The organism is Psychromonas sp. MME1 (assembly GCF_041080865.1).
Lineage (GTDB): Bacteria > Pseudomonadota > Gammaproteobacteria > Enterobacterales > Psychromonadaceae > Psychromonas.
In genome coordinates, this window is sequence record NZ_CP160906.1 from 814662 (window position 1) to 835055 (window position 20394).

Here is a 20394-nt window from a genome sequence, read left to right on the forward strand (position 1 = left end):
TGTTTTTATCATTAATTGAATCTCTTATTTGGTTAATTATTCTCTGGTTTATATACCCGAATCCAATCAACCAGCATTGTATTTTTGTCTGGGTCAGCTAAATCAGCGTCTGAAGGACTATTATTTTCAACTAACCAAGTTTGTGACTCTATGTTAATAATAATATCCATTGCCTTAGTAAAACCAAGACCTCCTTGAAAATTAAGGGGGTCAATAGCAGAGATATTATTGGTATCACTTGCCGTTTGTAATGCATTTTGTGAAAATGCGAGATTGCTCCCATGTATTTTTACAGCTTGGTATCCATTATCAAATGCCACACCACCGCTTGCATCTAAATATGGTTGTGTATAGCTCCATGTGCCATCCTTTCCTTTCGTCGCAAAGGCGTTATGGTAGACAACACGAACTAATTCGCCGTCGATGTAATATTCAAAGTGTTTTGGTGAAACCCAGTTTACGCCAACTTGTATAAAGTTACGATTACCATTATTCCACGTGTAGTCACCCCAACTGGTTACGCCATTGCGTCCCCACCAACTGTTATGATCTCGTGGTTGATAATCTTGGAAAGGAGAGCGAACAAATGAATGGTGGCTTAAATGTATGAACTGTTCAAAATAGTTAACACCACCATAAGCCTCAATAATATCAATTTCTTGAGTATCATCTGGGCTTAATAACCAAACATCGGAAGCTAATGAAATATTTGCAAGGCTAATGCTTGTTTCTACAAACACAGGGTACAAAACACGGCTATTAGAAGTAATGCAACCGGCATTAATGCCGGGCACATTCATCTTACTGGTACTTGGATTACGTGATGCTCGAATTTCTAATTCATTGCCGTTAACTGCAACGTGATCATATTGCCAGTATGTAGCACCAGGGCCATTCCAAGCATTATGGTAGAAATTATACCATTTATTACCTGGTCCAAAGTTTGATTTAACATTAGTAGCATCAAATTCATAATTAAAGTCATCAGACTGTGCCGTTTGCTCAACCCATTTTTTACCACTTTGAATACGTGCTGGGACGGGGAGCGTTTCCACCGCATTTGCATCTAAACCTTGCGATGCGTAACCTGATTTGGCGATCTCACTTAATTCTCCGCTTACAGGAGACGTTGAAATGTCACTTTTCCAGATAAAATTGAATGATTCTAAATTCCATTGCCAATCGTTACTCCCTAGTGCATAGATACGAATTTTTTGTGGGCCTGCCTGTAATTTAACCGCCGTTGCGGCATTAACAGTAGAAAATGTGTTCCATCCATTAGCAGAACCGTTGAGGTAGCATAGGAAACCCATGTGCCGTTTTCTAAAACAAGCACTTCTATCCCAGTGTTGTTTGTCATTGCAGTAGCAATATTAAAGCTGACACTGTACATACCAGCTTGATCTACTTCGATATTATAATCAACAAAATCTCCGCTATTTACATAACTGATGGCGGTTTGGTTATTGATTGTATATTTTGTTACTGCCGTAGGTTGTTGGTCGTCAAAAGTTCCTCCTTGTGCTATAAAATTTTCAGCTTCCACTTTTATATTATATGCTGCAGCTGATACTGATACCGACATAGAAAGTGCCAGTGCGACACCCAACGACACTTTATTCTTTAAGTTCATAATATTATCCGTTTATTAATTGATTAGTATTCATTAAAAAATAACAAAATTGCTATCGATAATTGAAGCTTCGAGTTAATTTTAACAAGTATTAATCACTCCTTTTTAAGGCTGTTTCTAATTAAATTAGTCATAGCCACCTTTATTTTCGCAACGCTATCATCACAATGTAATTCAACATAAATACTGATTGGTACTATGAATGCCGAACAATCTGCGTCAATAGTCTTATATATGCTAGACCAATTAGTGGTTTTGGTTTGCTGCCTGTGTGTTTATGTGATGTGGGTGACATCTCTAGTAAGTTAGGTATTATAAGTTTGATTTTTATCACAATTACTGCAGGGGGAATTATTTGCCATAATGGTTTAAGGTGATAACTTAGCTGTTGTTGTATAATTTTTACTATAATCCATTTTAATTGGTTTGCCAGTTTTGGTCGCTAATATTTATTCATCGTAAGCTGTGTCAACATTGAATGAAAATCGTATCTTATTGTTCTGTTTTAATTGTGACTGTTATTAAGGTGGTTATTTGTGGTTGTAAAACATACTGATGAAATTGGGAGCTTATTGCTTTTATTGAAATAGTTGAATTGATAATGATAGTAATTGAAGTTCGATTTTAGAATAGGTGGGCATATAAATGATGAAGATGTTCGTTCTGATATTAATGGTTTTTAGCTTGCCTGTTCCTGCGGTTGAAATGGATAAAAAGAAAATAACCTTGGTTTATGAGGTAATGCCTAATCCACCATTCTATTTAGGTGAAGGGCCTGCAATTGATTGGCAAAAACCTGGTGTCACATTAGAACTATTAAAATTGTTAGAAAATAAATTAAATATACAATTTGAATTTAAGCGTAGGCCTTGGGCTAGAGGCATGAGAGAGGTTAAGGCAAATGTTGTTGATGGAATTTTTCACGCTACTTTTAGCGAAGAACGTTTATTAAGTGGCGTTTATCCAATGAAAAATAGTAAGCTGGACTCTAGTAGAGCAATTGTCCACCAATCCTATTTTCTTTATAAACATAAAGATGCTTCCATACAATGGGATGGTAAAAGTTTCACGAAAATTAATGGCAGTATTGGTGTGGTAAGAGGATATGTCGTTGTTGGTTATCTCAAAGAAATGGGGATTGCCGTAAAAGAAATTAATTCACAGCTAAGCGGATTACGTATGCTAAATGCAGGCCGCATTGTTGGTTTAGCCGATATAGAAACAGTCTCCGATTTTCAGATAAAAACACACCCGAATGAATTCAAAGATATCGTCAAAGTATATCCACCACTCAATCAAATACCCTATTATTTAGTATTTTCTCACAAGTTTGTGCTAGAAAATCCAGACCTAACAGAAGCAATTTGGAATACGATCAAGGAGATAAAAAGTTCACCGCAATATGAGCAAATTGTTGAAAAATATCTTTAATATTATTAATCCATATATGCATGCTAATTCAATATGCAAAGTGAGCAGAAAAGGGGATTTGAGAAAGTATTTTTAGACAATAGTATAAGCAGTACTGCATGCTATTTTCTGTACTGCTTAAATAAAGAGGGGATGACTTTGTAGTAAAGGCAATAACATCATCCCTGTTTGACTTGACGACTGTTTTTACTTGCACTCCCCGGTTTGGTAGTAAATGACGTCGCTATCTGCACATGCGCTGCAATCTGTTGAATACGTTTTCGTTTCACCACTTTTAGTAGTTGCACAAACGGGGAGGTATTCCATTGTGCAGACTTCTGGCCTAGGCGCTTTACACTGGAAAGCATTTGCCGGGACTTCATTCACTGATGAGTGAGATGCGGAGCAAGACCAGAGAAAAAGTAGGGGGGAGAAACACAATATTTTTAAAAAATGATTCATAGGTATTGGCCTTATATTTTTAACTACGAATGCCATACAAAAGCGTAAACATTCTGCTATCTACATTAAAGCACTAAAGTGCAAAGATAGACAAAAAATTAATTATTACCTGCAATGTATTGGTTATCGTGGTGGTTTAATAGGTGATTGATAATAATCAAGCGTTCGTCAGTAATCGCTTGATTATTATTTGTATCGGTATTAATTAGCGGTGAAAGTATTACAGTAAATGTTATTGTTTATTCTGCATAGCTTGTTGCCAACACGCAATTGCTTCAACAACATTGAACTTTCCTTCCAGTAGCGCGCGACCTACAATCATCCCTGTCGCACCCGAGCGGGCTACGGCAGCGATGTCATCTAATGAGCCGATACCACCCGATGCTTGCCATGCTACTTGAGGATAGGCTGCACTTAACTCAGTATATAGGTCAACGTTTGATCCCGTTAATGTACCATCTTTAGAAATGTCGGTGCAGAGTACATGTTTAAGGCCTACGGCTAAATAGGTTTCAAGCAGAGATTCAATGGTTTGACCACTCGCTTCTTGCCAACCAGATACGGCAACAATCTTATTACCATCGCCATCAATGTTGATATCAAGCGCTAATACGATATGCTCGGCACCATATTTTTTCATCCAACCTGCGACCATTTCAGGCTCTTTAACCGCCGTAGAACCGATTACCACACGTTGAGCGCCTGCATCGAGTAGGTCTTTGACATCTTGCTCTGTACGCACACCACCGCCAATTTGAATTTTTGCCGGTGTATTTTTAATTAAACTGGCAATGACCTCTAATTGACGCTTACTGGTATCTTTAGCACCATCTAAATCCACTAAGTGTAACCAGTCGGCGCCTTGCTCATTGTAAATGGTAAATTGACTTTGAGGATCGTCGCTGTAAACGGTTTTTTGTGCGTAATCGCCTTGATATAAACGAACTACTTTACCATCAATTAAATCTAATGCGGGGATAATCATTATTAAAGCTCCAAAAAGTTTTTCAGCAGTTGGGCACCAGCTTTACCTGAACGTTCCGGATGGAATTGTACCCCATAAAAATTGTCTTTATTTACCGCTGCGGTAAATGGCACGCCATATTCGCAGCTAGCAATGGTATCTTCTGTTACGGGAAGCGCATAGCTGTGCACAAAATAGAAATATGTACCCGCTGGAATATCCTTAAATAAGGGATCACCCGCTTTAGGGGTTACTTGATTCCAGCCCATGTGAGGTGAGCGTAGTGGTGCAACCTCCATTTTTGCGACAGTACCTGCGACAATGCCTAAGGTTTTCACTTTGCTCTGTTCGCCAAAGCCCTCTTCAGAAGCTTCTGCTAACATTTGCATACCTAGACAGATACCTAATACGGGTTGTGTCAGGTTTTTAATTTGTTCGACTAAATCACGGTCGATAAGGTTCGCCATTGCTTCTTTGGCAGTGCCAACTCCGGGTAGAAATAGTTTGTCAGCTTGCTGCAAAATTGCGGGCTCTTTGCTGACGGTCACTTCATAACCTAAACGTTCGATGGCAAATTTAACCGAAGATAAATTTGCACAGCCTGTATCAATAATTACGATCATAAAACACCTTTGCTCGAGGGTAAGTCTGTGCCGACGATTTGGATACTTTGACGTAGTGTGCGCCCAAAGGTTTTAAATAAACCTTCGACCATGTGATGAGCGTTACCATTTTCTACTTCAAGGTGCAGTGTTGCACCCATCGCTTGAGCGAGAGAATAGAAAAAGTGCTCAACCATTTCCGTTGACATGGTGCCGACTAATTCACGCGGAAAGTTCGCTTTAAACTTCAGGTACGGGCGGCCTGATAAATCTAATGTACAACTCGCTTTCGTTTCATCCATAGGTAGAACAAAGCCAAAACGGCCAATACCGCGTTTATCACCAAGCGCCTTGTTTAATGCTTCACCGAGTGCCAGTGCGGTATCTTCGACACTGTGGTGATCATCAATATGCAAATCACCTTTGACACTGACATTCATTTGGAAACCACCATGTGTGGCAATTTGATCTAACATATGATCAAAAAATCCCATGCCAGTATCGATCTGGTTCTCACCCGTGTTATCTAAGTCGACAGTAACCGTAATATCGGTTTCTTTGGTTTTGCGGGTTACGGAGGCAACACGGCCACGGCTAGTGAGTTGTTTAACGATTTGTTTCCAACCAAGGGTCTCTTTATTATACAAAATACCCGTTAAGCCCATATTTTCAGCTAAACCGATATCTGTGTGACGATCGCCAATCACATAGGAGTTAGCAAAATCGATACGACCTGATTTTAGGTATTCGCTAACCATGCCTAAATGTGGCTTACGACAGCTACAGTTGTCTTCAGGAAAATGGGGGCAAAGTAGGGTGGATTCAAATTTAACGCCCTGAGATGCAAATATTTCCATCATTTTATTTTGTGGAATATCAAAATCTTGTTGTGGGTAGCTAGCCGTGCCTAAACCATCTTGGTTAGAGACTATCACTAAAATGAAGCCTGCATTTTGTAGCGTTAATAAACTTGGAATAACATCGGCTTCAAATTTTAATTTTTCTAAACTATCCACTTGCTTATCGGTAATGGGCTCATCGATTAAGGTACCGTCACGGTCGATGAATAGAAATTTTTGTTTGCTCATGGTTTGTGTTCCCTACAGCGATTTTAAGGTCGTTAATGTGGCTTCCATCTCAGCTTGGTTGCCGATAGTAATACGTATACAGTTTTCAAGGCGCTTTTTGGTCGCAAAGTCGCGCATGATAATGCCATTATTGGCAAAGGCTGCGAAGACTTTTGCCGAATCTTTAAAGCGTACTAAAACAAAGTTACCCGTGGCAGGGAAAACTTCTGTAACACAATCAAGTTCGTTTAGGGCTTGCTGTAATAGTTGGCGATTGTTGTTGAGGATCGCAACGCGTTCAAGCATCACCGCGAGTCCCTTTTCTGATAGCGCTTGTGTGGCAATTTGTGCAATAGGCTCAGGCATCGGGTAAGGAGCTATAACCTTGGATAACATTGCGATAACAGGGGCTTGGGCAATTGTGAAGCCACAACGAATGGCTGCTAACGCAAAAGCCTTCGATAGTGTCCGTGTTAACACTAAATTTTCATGTTGCGCAATTAAGTCAACTTGGCTTCGCTCTGGGCAAAATTCGATATAAGCTTCATCGGCAACAATCAGCGCTTTACCTGCGGTTGCTTGTAACAGATGAACTAGTTTCTCCCTATCAAGCATATTGCCCGTTGGGTTATTCGGAGCACATAAAAAAACGATTTTAACTTGGCTATCGCTTTTATTGACGGCCTGTTCGACGGCAAAATAATCGACATCGAATTGTGCATCAAGCGCCACTTCTTCAATGGCTACTCCGCAGGTTTCTGCGCTGATAGCATACATGCCATAGGTGGGAGGGCAAATTAAAATACTATCGATACCCGGTTCACAAAAAGTGCGGATCAAAATTTCAATGCTTTCATCGGCACCACGAGTTGTTAGCAATTGCTCGTTATTAACGCCTGCGTAACTCGCGTAGGCATTAATTAATGCGGGAGGTTGAAATTCAGGGTAACGATTTAATTTGCTTGAATCTAATTGATATTCACTGCAGTCAGGTGCTTCATTCGCATTTAACCAGATATGGCCTTTTCCGCCGATACGACGCGCAGAAAGATAAGGGGTTAATGCTTGTACCGTTTTACGGGCGAGGTGTTGTGTGTTGCTCATCTCTTGGATCTTCCCTAGCTATATATAATGGCGAGACGCGAACGCCTCGCTTGCCCATTGCTGCTAATTATTAAGTTTGTCGATACGAATTGTTACTGCTCGAGCGTGTGCCGTTAAGCCTTCCGATTCAGCAAGGCAAGTGACGGCTGGCGCTAAGCGACGTAGTCCATCCATGGTTAATTCTTGCACAGTGTAGCGTTTTACAAAATCTGCTAGCCCTAAGCTTGAATAGGTACGGGTATAGCCATAGGTTGGTAACACATGGTTAGTGCCGCTGGCATAATCGCCTACCGACTCTGGGGTCCATGCACCTAAGAAAATTGAACCAGCATTACGTAATTTAGGTTGTAACAGACGTGGATTTTGCGTCTGTACAATCAAGTGTTCTGGTGCATAACTGTTAGATATTTCTGCTGCTTGCTCAATATCTTCGCAGACAATGCTGACACTGTGGGCAATGGCTTTGGCGGCAATTTCACTTCGAGATAGCAGTGTTAGTTGCTTGTCGATTTCGATACCAGTCAGCTCCGCAATTTTTGCGCAAGGGGTGACTAAAATGGTTTGTGAATCGTGACCGTGTTCAGCTTGTGATAGTAAATCGGCTGCGATAAAAGCAGGATCAGCGTGTTCATCTGCAATCACTAACACTTCCGATGGCCCCGCAGGCATATCAATCGCAGCTCCAGCAAAATCATTGCTGACTTGGCGCTTTGCTTCGGTTACAAAGGAGTTACCTGGGCCAAAAATTTTGTCGACAGCGGCAATGCTTTGTGTGCCATAGGCCAGTGCGGCAACCGCTTGTGCACCACCAATGGTGTAGATTTCATTAACGCCACATAGCGATGCAGCATATAAAATTTCATCTGCAATGGGCGGTGGTGAACACAGCACGATCCGCGAACAACCTGCAATTTGCGCAGGCGCACCCGTCATGATAACCGTTGACGGTAGTGGAGCACTACCACCTGGAATATACAGACCAACGGACTCTATCGCCTGAGTATGCATTTCACAAACAACACCGGGCATTGTCTCAACACGGATAACGTCTTGCAGTTGTGCCTGATGAAATTTAACAACTTGCTGATAAGCGGTGTCAATGGCACTTTTTATATCATCACCTAAACGTCCACAAGCTTGTTCAATATCACTGTTTGTGATGGTGAAGTTATCGCCAGTTAATTTGTCGAAACGTTTTGTATAATCAAGCAGAGCTTGATCGCCATTGGCTCGTACAGATGTGATGATCTCAGTAACGGTATTGGTTAGCGATGAAGAGTCTGCCATTGCTGGACGAGCAAGCAGCTGTTTTTGCTCGTCATTTGATAAACTTGTCCAATTGACTGTTTGCATTGCAGTTTTCATTGCAATTACTCCATCATTTTTTCAATAGGCAAGACTAAGATAGAGCTTGCACCGAGTGCTTTTAATTGCTCCATTGTTTCCCAAAAAAGATTTTCTTTGCTTACCACATGCAGTGCAACATGATCGCTGCTACCCGCTAAATCCATCACGGTAGGTAGGTCCGAACCAGGCAGTAGGTCGGTGATTGCTGCAAGATTAACTTTGGGTGCATTGAGCATGATGTATTTAGATTCTTTTGCTGTTTGCACACCATCAATACGTACTAAAAGGCGGTTTAGTAGTTCTTGTTTAGCGGCTGCTAAAGGCTCTGCGCGTTGGATTAAGACAGCCGTGGAGCGGTAGATCACTTCCACTTCTTTTAAACCGTTCGCTTCTAACGTTGCGCCCGTTGAAACAAGATCACAGATCGCATCAGCAAGCCCGGCGCGTGGTGCAACTTCCACTGAACCTGTTAACATACAAGAGGTATAAGGAACATTGGCTTCATTCATGAAACGTTTTAGTATATGTACATAGCTGGTTGCAATACGTAGATTGGCAAGTGATTGTACACCTTGATAATCAAAATCATGGTCAACGGCAAGCGAGAAACGGCAGCCACCAAAGGAAAGCTCTTTAATGACTTTATGGCCAGTGGGTTCATTAGCAACTGTACGCATCATATACTCTTCTTCGAGTACATTTTGCCCGATAAAACCAAGGTCAACAACACCATCCATAATTAAACCCGGGATATCGTCATCGCGTACACGTAAAATATCAATCGGCATATTTTCACTGTGTGCAATTAAACGTTGGGTGTTTAAATTAACTTTAATACCACATGCTTTTAGTAGTTTTACCGTATCATCACTTAAACGGCCTTTCTTCTGTATTGCGATTCTTAAACGTTGCTCTGACATAGTCATTTTCCTTGCCTTATAAACTAAAAAACCCTCGGGAGGTTGGCCTTCCGGGGGTTTATTTTGTTGGTAACCACTGGAAGCACAAAAACTCTTCCAAGAATAAAAAATCCTGAAAGATTAGGTGATATGATGGTGGTGTTGTACTTTCAGAATGGCTAATTTCATGGTTACATAAATCTCAAATAATTTAATTGCGGGTAGAATATCAATGTCGTTAATAAAAGTGAACTATTTTTTTATTCAAAAAGGGGAAATAATGTTTTTTTATGCAACTTTATTGCTTATTCACTCAAGCCGTTTCCATTTTCCTGTTCTTCATTCTGTAATGCTTCGAGCTTTGCGCGTTCTGCTTTAGAGATATATTTGGGTTTGTTACTTGGATTTTTTTTTGCATTCATTTTTTTGATGCGTTTATCGAGAATTTTGTTTAATTTTTTCTTTCTATTCATTTTTGTTTCCTGACGAAATTCGCCTACTATATTTATTGTTTGCTATTGTAGCTGTCCATAAAATAAACACAAGCTCGTACTATTGTTATATACGTTTAATCCCACAGTACCGCTCGAAAATGTTTTCTACAGACCGATTGGTAACTTTCATTGCCACCAATTTCGACTTGTTGCCCCTCTTTGATTGGGTTGCCATCTTGATCATGGCGCAGCACCATATTTGCTTTGCGGCCACAATGACAGATAGTTTTAAGCTCAACAAGTTTATCCGCCCAAGCAAGCAGATACTGACTACCGCTAAAGAGTTCTCCCTGAAAGTCGGTTTTTATACCGTAGCATAAAACGGGAATATCGAGGTTATCTACAACATGGGTTAATTGTTTGACTTGTTCTTTGCTTAAGAACTGGGCTTCATCAATTAAGATACAGTGTTGTTGCTGCTGTTGATGTACCGCTTCGATCATTGTTGCCAAATTATCATTGCAGGAAAAAATAGCAGCATCTGTTTCGATGCCTATGCGAGATGCAACTTTACCAACACCTGCACGGTTATCAATGGAGGCTGTTAGTACGAATGTATTCATACCACGTTCGCGATAATTATAAGAGGACTGTAGCAGAGAGGTTGATTTGCCAGCATTCATTGATGAATAGTAAAAATAAAGTTGAGCCAACGTGCGATCCTTAATATCTAGTGCAATATTTTGTTTTCATGGTGAGATGGTAATCGGTCGTATTTTAGATTACAAGGAAATAACATTATGCGCTAAAGATGAAAAATGAGGAACGTAATTTGTGATCCCCTAAAAAGCAAGGGTGAGGTAATGTTCTATACTTTTAAAAAACTGCGAATTGGGACAATAGCAGCGGATATAGGAATGTAATAGGGAATTACGGATGCTCAACAAGTTTTTTTATTTACCCATGATAATCACTATTATTTTGACCTTGATAGGTTATCGTACTTTTGTTAATCAAGTAGAGCGCATAAAACAATCTGAATATGAAAATATCATTGTTCGTCATAACTTACTTAATCAATATATTCATTTAATATCAGCAACGAACAGTAAGCTTAGCCAATCAATGGTTAATGCCTATGCGCTTGTTGCTGAAGACCATTATAATATTCATCTTTTCGATGTTCTTTCATACCTTAAATCTTTTAATATGTATGGTATATCAGATCATTCGCCTTCTCAGTTTGCACAACAGCTTTCAGGCACTTTAGTGGTTAGTGCTAAATCAAATATTGAAAATACAGTTTTACATGACGAAGTAACAGCCATTAGTATGATTGATGATGAGCTTACTCTATTAACGGGCGAAAGCGGATTGATGAGCGCGTATATTATACTTCGCTACAGGGGCTTATTTATTTGACACCTAAAGTGTTATTGGAAAATTGGTATTTTTTTCCTGAATTTTATCAGAAAAAATTTTGGCAAGAAGTGATTCCTGCTGCGAATCCATTGGCTGAGCAGGTTTTTACACCCGTTTACGAAGATAGCTATAGCCCTGAAATAATGTTAACTATATCAAGCCCCATTATCATTAATGGACATTTTATAGGGGCTTTGTCTACCGATATTAAACTTGATTATATGGCTTTTTTACTTGAACTTGAGGAGACGGTTGGCGTCTCATTTTTGGTTAATGAAAATAAGCAGCTTATCACGACTAATGAAGCTATCGCTTTTATGGATAGTATTCCAAAGCTAACTAATCAAACAACCTGGTCATCACTGGATGGCGGTGAACTCTATAGCGCCCCTTTAATCGATGAACAGCTTTATATGTTGCACTATATCAATGATCAGGATGTTCAGCTGCAGGCTATCAGTGCGTCACTTGTTATCTGGTTAATGTTATTTGTGGTTTTAATTCTGAGCTTCTTCAGTGTTTTTGCCTTTAATGTTAAATTAAAAAACAGTGCGTTAATGATTATTGACCCGCTAACCAAACTGTACAATCGCCATGGCTTTTTTACGATATTAAAACCCATCTATTCGGGGTTATTACGCAGCCCAGTAGAATTTGCTTTAATTATGGTTGATATTGATGATTTGCAAGGATTTAACGACCAATATGGGCATCTTGCCGGTGATTAAATTATCCTCTCAATTGCCAAGCAAATTATTAAAACTAACCGAAAGTCATCAATCTGCTGTCGTTGGCGAGGTGGCGAATTTTTGATTTTTTGCCAGTGGATAAGTGCTGAAGCCGCTGAAACGTTAGCGCGACGAATCAATAGTGTGGTTGCTAAGAAACGGAAGGGAAATATGTTACATATTACGGTCAGTGTTGGAGTGTATGTTACCCGTGCGACGGATGATTTAGAGGCAATTATTAAGTTGACTGAAAATGCTTTATTTCAAGCAAAAGAGCGAGGAAAAAATCAAGTTTACGTTTCTAATGCACTATGATTTTACCGTGATTGTATTGATAACAAGTGTAAAATGGTAACCCGACAGGATCACCATTTTAGCTCTTTAGGTTAGAGAACTTTCCAAAGTAATTGCTCACCAGCTCGGATTGGTACCACTTGATTATGACCAAATTCTAAGGTTGCAGGCACATCCCAGCTGCTTTTTTCTAAGGTAATGGTGTCGCTATTACGTGGTAGATTATAAAAATCTGGGCCATTAAAACTAGCAAAAGCTTCTAATTTATCAAGCGCATTCGCTTCCTCAAACACTTCTGCATACAATTCTATTGCCGCATGTGCAGTATAAGAGCCTGCACAACCACAACTGGACTCTTTTTTATCAATCGCATGTGGTGCCGAATCTGTACCTAAAAAGAATTTTTTTGAACCACTCGTGGCGGCTTTAATTAATGCTTGCTGGTGCGTGTTTCTTTTTAAAATAGGTAAACAGTAGAAATGCGGACGAATGCCTCCCACTAACATATTGTTACGGTTAAACATTAAATGATGTGCAGTGATTGTGGCAGCAACGTTGTCACTAGCATTGTTGACAAATTCAACGGCATTGGCCGTCGTTATATGTTCAACAACTATTTTTAAATTAGGATAATCGGCAACCAGAGGCGCAAGAACGGTCTTTAAAAAGAGTTCTTCACGGTCAAAAATATCAATATCGTGTGATGTAACTTCACCATGTACTAACAGTGGCATACCCACTTCTTGCATCGCTTCTAGTGCTGCGCCAATATTTTGTGTCGAGGTAACACCTGAATCTGAGTTAGTTGTCGCGCCAGCTGGATATAATTTGGCGGCGTATACGTAGCCTGATGCTTTTGCTTTTTTTATTTCATCAGCGCTCGTGTTGTCTGTTAAATAGAGCGTCATCAAAGGGGTAAAGCTATTTTTTGGTTGGCAAGCTAAAATACGTTGTTGGTATGCAAGTGCCGATGTCGTATCGATAACCGGAGGAACGAGGTTTGGCATAATTATCGCACGGCCCATGTAACGGCTTGTATCACGTAGCGTATCATTTAGCACATCCCCATCACGTAAATGTACATGCCAGTCATCTGGGCGGGTTATTGTTAATCTATTCATTTTTGTTATTCTCCATTGATTTATCACTATTTTACAAACTTCGTAAGGTATTGCATACCTATTTGCATTTAAATAATTGACCCGTTAATTATGTTTGATCAGTGGAAAAGTAACTAAGACTTGTACTCCGGACTTATCGCTACGGTTTTGAATCTGAATTTGCCCTTGATGAAATTCACAGATCATCTTGGCAATAAAGAGCCCTAAACCTAAATGTGTTTGCTGTTGATGACTCTGTTTTCGTATTGAAACCATCGAATTGAGTAATTGATCGCTCATATTCTCCGGTAAGAGGGGGCCTGCATTGCTTATTTCAATGAGTGCATTACTGGTTTGTTGTTTGAGTAATATTTTAATGGGATTTTGTGCTTCGCTAAATTCTAAGGCATTACCGATCAATTTATCGAGTAATTGAACGATCAAGTCTGGATCTGCGCAAACGTATAAGGGTTTATCGGTAATTTCTAATTGAAAATGATAATTAGGGTAGGTCATTTGATAACCTTGCCCGCAATTATCAAGTAATTCATTAATAGAAAATGAAATTTTTTCACACGCTTGAAGGCTCTGTTCAATGCGTGTTGCTTCGCTCATGCTGGTTAATATTTTGTTAAGACGATTAATACCTTTTTCGGCTCTTTCTATGTACTTCTTATTTTCACTATTTTGCGGTAATAACGTTAAATTCTCTAGTGATGATCGGACTACGGCAACGGGTGTTCGGAGTTCATGGGATAAACGCGATGCAAGATTTTCAAGATAGAAATGGTATTGTCGTAAACGATTAACCATATCAAATAGTCCTCGCGATAGGTGACCAATCTCATCTTTTGATTTTGATGCGCTAAATAGGGTTAAAATACGCCCCTGTGAATCAATGGCGTTATCCGCTTGATCGCGTAATTTTCGAATACGAGAAGCAATATTAGAGGCAAATAAAAATTGTGCTAATGTCGCGCTAAAAATAATCAGCAAAATGACGTTAAATATTTTTTCCAACGCTTTATTACGCAGTGTTTTTATGCCATTGGTGGTCTCTTGTGCGATCACCATCCCCATTATTTTATTGCCGACCATGATTGGGCTGGCTGCAGATAAAATCATTGCTTTACCATCACTGCTTAAGGACCAATCGGAGTGTGATTTGCCTAGTAATGCTTGTCTGATAAATTCACTGTTAAGCTGTGTTGATTCCTTTAGGTCATCGTTAAAATCATTTGTCGGTGGTGCGAGAATCAGTGAGTAAATAGGGCTCAGCACTTTCTTCTTAATGACCTCTAAGTAATCATTGCTTTGTTGCTGTAGTGCATCACTTGGCCATGCGCCATCCGCTTGCAAAATATCCCCTGCTTTTGCGATAACACGTTGGTGACGATCCAGCACAAAAATGCGTGATTGTGTATGACTCATCCCCTTGATTATTTGCTCTATTTCAGGTGAGGGGATTAAGACTGTGCCGAGCTGCTCTTTGTTGTGGATGTTGGAGGTGGAGATAATCGTATTAATCTGCTGAGGAGCGCTATTGGTAACCGTATAAAGTGCAAATCCTAACTTATTACCCAGCATTTCAAGTGGTAAGCGAAATTCAATATTGTAACCCAACTCACTCTCTTGCCAATAGCCTTGAATGTGTTTTTCCCGTTGCAATTGATTCATTTCATCCCCTGTATTGGGTTTTAAATAGGCATTGATCCAACCCTTTTTAAGGGCTGAAATAACATAGTGTTGTAGCTCCCCCTGTGGTGAAGTAAGGGCAATGATAAGATGGTCGCTGCTATTGATGGTGCGTGCATTGTTGTTTTGATAAACGGGATAAAGGTTAGTCACTTGCAAATAGCCGTATAAATAACCTTGTCGTTTACCGACCATATGGCGAAAAGAGGTTGGGTTATTGTTATTATCAACGGACTGATAACGGGTATATTGTTCCCCATAGTGCAAACTTTCAGATATATATTCTTGCCAATCGTCGAGTTCGCCATCGAGTTTTATTTTCTTTTTCAGTTCATAGACATAAAGATCTTTACCTGTTTCTATGTGTGGTAAAAAAGTGGCATCTTCGTTAAAGAGATTTGGTCTTTCGTGAAGTGTCATCGCAATTGCACGGCTAGTGCCGATCAGCGTTTGTTCTTGACCTAGCCGTAAAAATTTATCCATTTCTAAGACATATTGATAGGCAAACCAAGGTAATATCAATAAAAAGCTTGATAAGATAATAACTTTACTACGCAGGCCGAAGGTAAATTTTTTCAAGAAGCTCTGTCCTGAGTGATATCCCAACGGTAGCCCATGCCATAAATAGCGGTTATTTCATTAAATGTCGCATCGAGGTGAATAAATTTTTTACGGATGCGTTTAATGTGTGAGGTGATGGTGTTGTCATCTACGACCATATTGGCATCCTGCATTAATTGCTGGCGATTGCGTACTGTACCAGAGCGGTTAGCTAATGCATAAATAATCCAAAATTCGGTTACGGTAAAATCTAAGGGCTAATTATGCCCAGTAAATTTGCATGCGATCGCTATCGATGGTTAATTTTCCCCGTGTTAAAATTGTCTGTTGTTGATTGGGTTTTTGCATCACTTCAATGCGTCTAAACAGGGCACTAATTCGTACCATTAAATGTTCAAGGCCAATATCTTTACTGAGGTAATCATCAGCGCCCAAACGCAAGCCAGAAATACTATCAAAATCATTATCTCGTGCCGTTAAGAAAATAATAGGCAATGTTGTAGATAGTGTTCGTAAAGCTTGGCAGAGTAGAAAACCGCCATCATATTCATCGCCTAAGCCGACATCTATAATAGCCAGATCGGGTAAACGAATCTGAAAAGCTTGCATGGCTTCGAGTCTTCCTTCATAACAGTCAACTTGATAGCCGTGTCTATTCATTAAATCAGCGTAATTGTCTCTGATGTTTTTTTCATCTTCAATAATGGCGATACGTTTCATGCAAATATACTTCTCTGTTTCTGGATAAACAGCCCCTAGTATACGCAAAAATAAAAAGGTAAATAGGGGGAAACTCATATTGCCATTTTTTGAACATAATTGATCAGTGAATTGCCATTTTCTCTCCCTTAAAAAAACATAACCCTTTGCTTAAATAACGGTATCAATTAAGTAACGGCTATATCAGCTGTTCTATACAAATAGTAAGGGTAGAAAATGGATAACAATAAAATAAATCTCTCTTTTAAAAAATCATTCTTGAATCTAGCAATTATCTCAAGTTTGGGAATTGCTGTGTTGGTTATGCAAAAATCCTACTCGGCTCGAGATTTGTTGGCTCTACAAAATGAAGGTCACCCGATGCAACCCTTTGACCAAACAATGAGCCGTGTCGATATAGACTATTTAGCTTGGCAAGCTGAAGCTCAACTCCTATCGCCAGAGGAGATGCAAGATGATGCTGTTGTTATTGAGACAACAGCTCTAACGGCTCCCGTGAGCGAATTTCAAATAGAGACGAGTAGCGATGTTCAGCAATTAAATCCTGAGATTAAAAATGAAGTGCTTTTTGCTTTTGATTCTAGCGATATTAATAGCGCTTATTTTCAATCATTAAATGAGACTGCCTTAGAGATGCAAAGAAGCAAGGGCAATCAACAAACACTTTGGCAGGTGGTCGGTTACGCAGATAAACAGGGCAATACTTTATATAACATCGAGTTGGCCAAACAACGTGCACAAGCTGTTGCCCAGTATTTAGTTGCGAAAGGGGTTGCTGAAGATAAGTTGTCAATCCTCTCTCTGGGGGATTCGAATGCGAAGAATCAGTCGGCAATGACAGAACACCGCCAGCAACGCCGCGTAGAAATACATCCTTATCAAGCTGAAATAACCCTGTTAGCTACACAATTACAGCAACAAAAGCATCAACTTAAAAAGCAGCAAATCGCGAGACGTGTTGCGCAAAAATTACTTAATGAAGTTGTCGCTATTGAAGGTCATGCCGTGCTAGATGAACAGGAAAATGAATTTGCGGATGATTTTGCCTTACCAACGAAAAATGCGATCACCACTGCAATGGATCTATAGGGGGTGATATGAGCCTATTACAACAAGTTTTCGCCATCAAATTGATCCGTAAACATTTTTGGTTGATGGTGATATTTATGCACGCAGTTAGTCATACGCCTTTGTTTGCGGAACAATTGCCTGTCGAGAAGGATCCGGTTGGACTTGTCTATATCAATAACAGTGGCGAAAAAATCAGTGCGCCACTGTTGAGTAGTGCCGTCGATATGGATGTGACCGGGTTAATTAGTCGCGTTACCGTAAAGCAGGTTTTTGTGAATAGTAGTGATGATTGGATTAATGGGACCTATCTTTTTCCATTACCTGAAAATGCAGCGGTCGATCATCTGCGCATGATTATTGGTGAGCGGGTTATCCTTGGGGAGATTAAAGAGAAGGAGGTCGCCCAACGGGAATATCAAAAGGCGCAAGTCGCAGGGAAAAAAGCAAGTTTAGTGACGCAAAAACGCAATGATATGTTTACCACTAACGTTGCTAACATCGCACCCCATGAAAAAATCACCATTGAAATTGAGTATCAACAGAGGATTAGCTATCAATCCGGCGTATTTAGTTTGTATTTTCCGATGACCATTACGCCTCGCTATGCGCCTGCTATGACAGCGTTAACCTCAGAGCAGCGCCAACAATATTTACAGAACTTAGCCAATGGGTCTAACGCTGGAGAAGCTGCTAATGAATGGCAGCAACGTTGGGATGATTTATTAGCGCAGATGGAGAGCCTGCAACTGGCAGAGCAAACCACGGATCATATTAGAAGTAACGAGGATCCAAGGCTGTTGATGACAATTAAAGTCAATTTGCATAGCCCTCTGGCTATTACGTCGATTAAGAGTCTTTCCCATCAGATTAACACGCAAAAAAATGCGCCTAACGAAGCGATAGTCTCATTAGCGAATACCAAGGTGATTGCTAATCAGGATTTTGTACTGACTTGGCAAGTACAACAAACTGAGCAAGCCGAAAGTCACTTATTTATAGAAAACAAATTGGTCAGCAACGAACAGTATGGTTTATTAATGTTAATGCCCCCCGCGAACAGTTCACCGAATCGGCTCGTATTAGCAAAGAGGTTGTCTTTGTGATTGATGTTTCTGGCTCCATGTCGGGTACATCAATTGAACAGGCAAAACTGGCGCTGCGTTACGGTATCGAGCAGCTAGCCGACGGTGATACCTTTAACATCATTAGTTTCAGTGATAACAGTACCTTTTTTGCAGCTAATGCCTTGCCCGTTGATCTGCGCAGTAGAGCGATGGCAAATAGCTTTATTGATCAGTTACAAGCCTCCGGTGGAACCAATATGTATTCCGCATTAAGTCATGCTTTATTAGGTCAACGCACCGTTTTTGCTAATCAACAAATGGGATTACGACAAGTTATCTTTATTACCGATGCCAGTATTAGTAATGAAGAGCAGATATTAACGATGATCGATCAAAATCTCGGTGATAGTCGATTATTTATGGTGGCTATCGGTTCAGCGGCAAATCACTCCTTTATGAAAAATAGTGCTAATTTAGGCAAAGGTAGCTACACCAGTATTAGCGATGTCAATCAGGTTAATCAGCACATTTCGGCATTATTTTCTCAACTTGCTGCGCCAGTATTAACCAATTTAAATATGCAATGGTCAGATGGCAGTGCCGTTGATTATTGGCCTGCACCACTTAGCGATCTTTATCAGGGAGAGCCCTTACAGTTTGTTTTTAAAATTCCAGAAGGTAAAAGTGCATTGCAGATCAGCGCAATAGGTATTGACCAAGGTACAACTAAGGATTGGACGCAGGAGATTGATTTGTCAGCGCAAAAATATCAAAACGCCGCTGGGCTGGATATTCTATGGGCAAAGGAGAAGATTGATAGCATTGCATTAAATCGGCAGTTAACTGCGCAACAGAAACGCCAACAGATAAGCGCATTAGGGATGCAGTTCCATATTGTGACCAAGTACACCAGCTTATTAGCGATTGAACAGAAAATAGCTCGTCCAACCTCGCTGAATGCGATTGATAAGCAGGTAAAAACCGAGATGCCTAAGGGAAACACCATGCGTTTACCGCAAACGGGATTGGCAAGTGGCTATTATCTACAATGGGCGCTGCTGTTATTGGTTATCGTGACGCTATGTTGGTTTGTGGAACATTATTTTGTCACCGTTAAAAAAGAGCGAGGAGTCTGTTTATGAGTCGCATCGAGACACTGTCACGTTTACAAATGTCCTGGTCAACTATCTCATTATTGCGCAAACTGATGTTGATCATTCTCTTTGTCGCATTAGCATTTTTTGCTAAAGGCATTTATATGCCAGCCAAGGCCTTGCTTGCACAACAGTTACTTAATTTCGCTTGGGCGCGCCATTTAGAGGATGGGGAATTACATCGACCATGGCCTTGGGCAGATAGTGAACCCTTAGCGCAACTGCAAATGGCAGGAGAAGATCCGTTAATCATACTGGCAGGTGCCACGGGCAATAATCTTGCCTTTGCGCCAGCATGGATGATCAACTCTTCTCCTTTTAATGGTAATGGTAATAGTGTCCTATTTGGCCATAACGATACCCATTTTAATATACTTAAAAAAGTACAGATTGATGATGAAATATGGCTCACAACCTATGCCGATACCTTGTTAACTTATCAAGTGATAGAGACAAAAATTGTCAATGAAAATGAGATGTCTGTTATTCAAGATAATGGGCAAGAACAGTTAACACTGATCACCTGTTATCCTTTTGATAGCAATATTGTACAGAGTGATTTACGTTTTGTGGTGGTTGCCAAACGGATTAAAAATAATAGTTTTGCGCATCATAACAGTGGTTATTGAGGGGCTTGAAAGGGGCGCTAGCATTGTTGTGACA

Annotated in this window: 18 protein-coding genes, 2 pseudogenes and 1 other annotated feature; of the genes and pseudogenes, 7 read left to right on the forward strand and 13 right to left on the reverse strand. The window is 40.1% G+C overall.

Translation table 11 applies throughout. From position 1 onward, the window contains the following. Positions 1–32: 32 nt before the first annotated feature. Positions 33–1313 carry a hypothetical protein gene (locus AB2N10_RS03885; RefSeq protein ID WP_369434346.1) on the reverse strand — a complete coding sequence of 427 codons (1281 nt, stop codon included), beginning with the start codon at positions 1311–1313 and terminating at the stop codon, positions 33–35. A gap of 965 nt (positions 1314–2278) precedes the next feature. Between AB2N10_RS03885 and AB2N10_RS03890 the strand changes: the two genes are divergently transcribed. Further along, positions 2279–3064 carry a transporter substrate-binding domain-containing protein gene (locus AB2N10_RS03890; RefSeq protein WP_354625535.1) on the forward strand — a complete coding sequence of 262 codons (786 nt, stop codon included), beginning with the start codon at positions 2279–2281 and terminating at the stop codon, positions 3062–3064. A gap of 158 nt (positions 3065–3222) precedes the next feature. On the opposite strand, the gene AB2N10_RS03895 is transcribed toward AB2N10_RS03890, so the two are convergent. The 9 genes from AB2N10_RS03895 to AB2N10_RS03935 form a co-directional block, all read right to left on the reverse strand. Beyond that, a complete protein-coding gene (locus tag AB2N10_RS03895; RefSeq protein ID WP_354625536.1) occupies positions 3223–3411 on the reverse strand; it encodes a hypothetical protein in 189 nt (62 codons plus the stop codon). Between the two features lie 326 nt (positions 3412–3737). Further along, entirely contained in the window at positions 3738–4490 is a 753-nt protein-coding gene (gene hisA, locus AB2N10_RS03900) for a 1-(5-phosphoribosyl)-5-[(5-phosphoribosylamino)methylideneamino]imidazole-4-carboxamide isomerase (RefSeq protein ID WP_354625537.1), read from the reverse strand. A gap of 2 nt (positions 4491–4492) precedes the next feature. Then, positions 4493–5092 carry an imidazole glycerol phosphate synthase subunit HisH gene (gene hisH, locus AB2N10_RS03905; RefSeq protein ID WP_354625538.1) on the reverse strand — a complete coding sequence of 200 codons (600 nt, stop codon included), beginning with the start codon at positions 5090–5092 and terminating at the stop codon, positions 4493–4495. After that, a complete protein-coding gene (hisB, locus tag AB2N10_RS03910; RefSeq protein ID WP_354625539.1) occupies positions 5089–6159 on the reverse strand; it encodes a bifunctional histidinol-phosphatase/imidazoleglycerol-phosphate dehydratase HisB in 1071 nt (356 codons plus the stop codon). Before hisB ends, hisH begins: the two co-directional genes overlap by 4 nt. Before the next feature lie 12 nt (positions 6160–6171). Continuing rightward, positions 6172–7242 (reverse strand): histidinol-phosphate transaminase, encoded by a 1071-nt coding sequence (gene hisC / locus AB2N10_RS03915; protein ID WP_369434347.1) that lies wholly within the window; start codon positions 7240–7242, stop codon positions 6172–6174. Between the two features lie 63 nt (positions 7243–7305). After that, positions 7306–8607, reverse strand: a complete 1302-nt coding sequence (gene hisD / locus AB2N10_RS03920; RefSeq protein ID WP_354625541.1) for a histidinol dehydrogenase — start codon at positions 8605–8607, stop codon at positions 7306–7308. A gap of 5 nt (positions 8608–8612) precedes the next feature. Further along, the gene (gene hisG, locus AB2N10_RS03925) at positions 8613–9509 is read right to left on the reverse strand and encodes an ATP phosphoribosyltransferase (protein ID WP_354625542.1); all 897 of its coding nucleotides are present in this window, start codon (positions 9507–9509) and stop codon (positions 8613–8615) included. A 22-nt stretch (positions 9510–9531) separates the two neighbouring features. After that, positions 9532–9654, reverse strand: a sequence feature (His leader region). Positions 9655–9793: 139 nt separating this feature from the next. Next, the gene (locus tag AB2N10_RS03930) at positions 9794–9961 is read right to left on the reverse strand and encodes a DUF2986 domain-containing protein (protein ID WP_354625543.1); all 168 of its coding nucleotides are present in this window, start codon (positions 9959–9961) and stop codon (positions 9794–9796) included. A 95-nt stretch (positions 9962–10056) separates the two neighbouring features. After that, the gene (locus AB2N10_RS03935) at positions 10057–10635 is read right to left on the reverse strand and encodes a thymidine kinase (RefSeq protein WP_369434348.1); all 579 of its coding nucleotides are present in this window, start codon (positions 10633–10635) and stop codon (positions 10057–10059) included. Between the two features lie 223 nt (positions 10636–10858). Between AB2N10_RS03935 and AB2N10_RS03940 the strand changes: the two genes are divergently transcribed. Then, on the forward strand, positions 10859–11344 hold the full coding sequence (locus tag AB2N10_RS03940) for a hypothetical protein (protein WP_369434349.1): 486 nt from the start codon (positions 10859–10861) through the stop codon (positions 11342–11344). A gap of 317 nt (positions 11345–11661) precedes the next feature. Next, positions 11662–12387: pseudogene (locus AB2N10_RS03945) on the forward strand (GGDEF domain-containing protein). Between the two features lie 71 nt (positions 12388–12458). On the opposite strand, the gene pyrC reads toward AB2N10_RS03945, so the two are convergent. From pyrC to pdsR, 3 genes and pseudogenes are all read right to left on the reverse strand, one after another. Then, entirely contained in the window at positions 12459–13487 is a 1029-nt protein-coding gene (gene pyrC / locus AB2N10_RS03950; RefSeq protein WP_354625544.1) for a dihydroorotase, read from the reverse strand. An 84-nt stretch (positions 13488–13571) separates the two neighbouring features. After that, positions 13572–15740, reverse strand: coding sequence for a proteobacterial dedicated sortase system histidine kinase (pdsS, locus tag AB2N10_RS03955; RefSeq protein ID WP_369434350.1), 2169 nt, complete (start codon positions 15738–15740; stop codon positions 13572–13574). Beyond that, positions 15737–16442, reverse strand: a pseudogene (pdsR, locus tag AB2N10_RS03960) (proteobacterial dedicated sortase system response regulator). The gene pdsS and the pseudogene pdsR overlap by 4 nt, the downstream one beginning before the upstream one ends. Before the next feature lie 216 nt (positions 16443–16658). Here pdsR and AB2N10_RS03965 point away from each other — a divergent pair. From AB2N10_RS03965 to AB2N10_RS03980, 4 genes are read left to right on the forward strand one after another with little or no spacing between them, the layout of a single operon-like run. Next, positions 16659–17531, forward strand: coding sequence for an OmpA family protein (locus AB2N10_RS03965; protein ID WP_369434351.1), 873 nt, complete (start codon positions 16659–16661; stop codon positions 17529–17531). Positions 17532–17539: 8 nt separating this feature from the next. Next, a complete protein-coding gene (locus tag AB2N10_RS03970) occupies positions 17540–18616 on the forward strand; it encodes a VIT domain-containing protein (protein WP_369434352.1) in 1077 nt (358 codons plus the stop codon). Beyond that, positions 18613–19719: a VWA domain-containing protein gene (locus tag AB2N10_RS03975; protein WP_354625548.1), complete on the forward strand. Its 1107-nt coding sequence runs from the start codon at positions 18613–18615 to the stop codon at positions 19717–19719. The genes AB2N10_RS03970 and AB2N10_RS03975 overlap by 4 nt, the downstream gene beginning before the upstream one ends. Then, positions 19716–20360 (forward strand): class GN sortase, encoded by a 645-nt coding sequence (locus AB2N10_RS03980; RefSeq protein ID WP_354625549.1) that lies wholly within the window; start codon positions 19716–19718, stop codon positions 20358–20360. Before AB2N10_RS03975 ends, AB2N10_RS03980 begins: the two co-directional genes overlap by 4 nt. Positions 20361–20394: the final 34 nt, after the last annotated feature.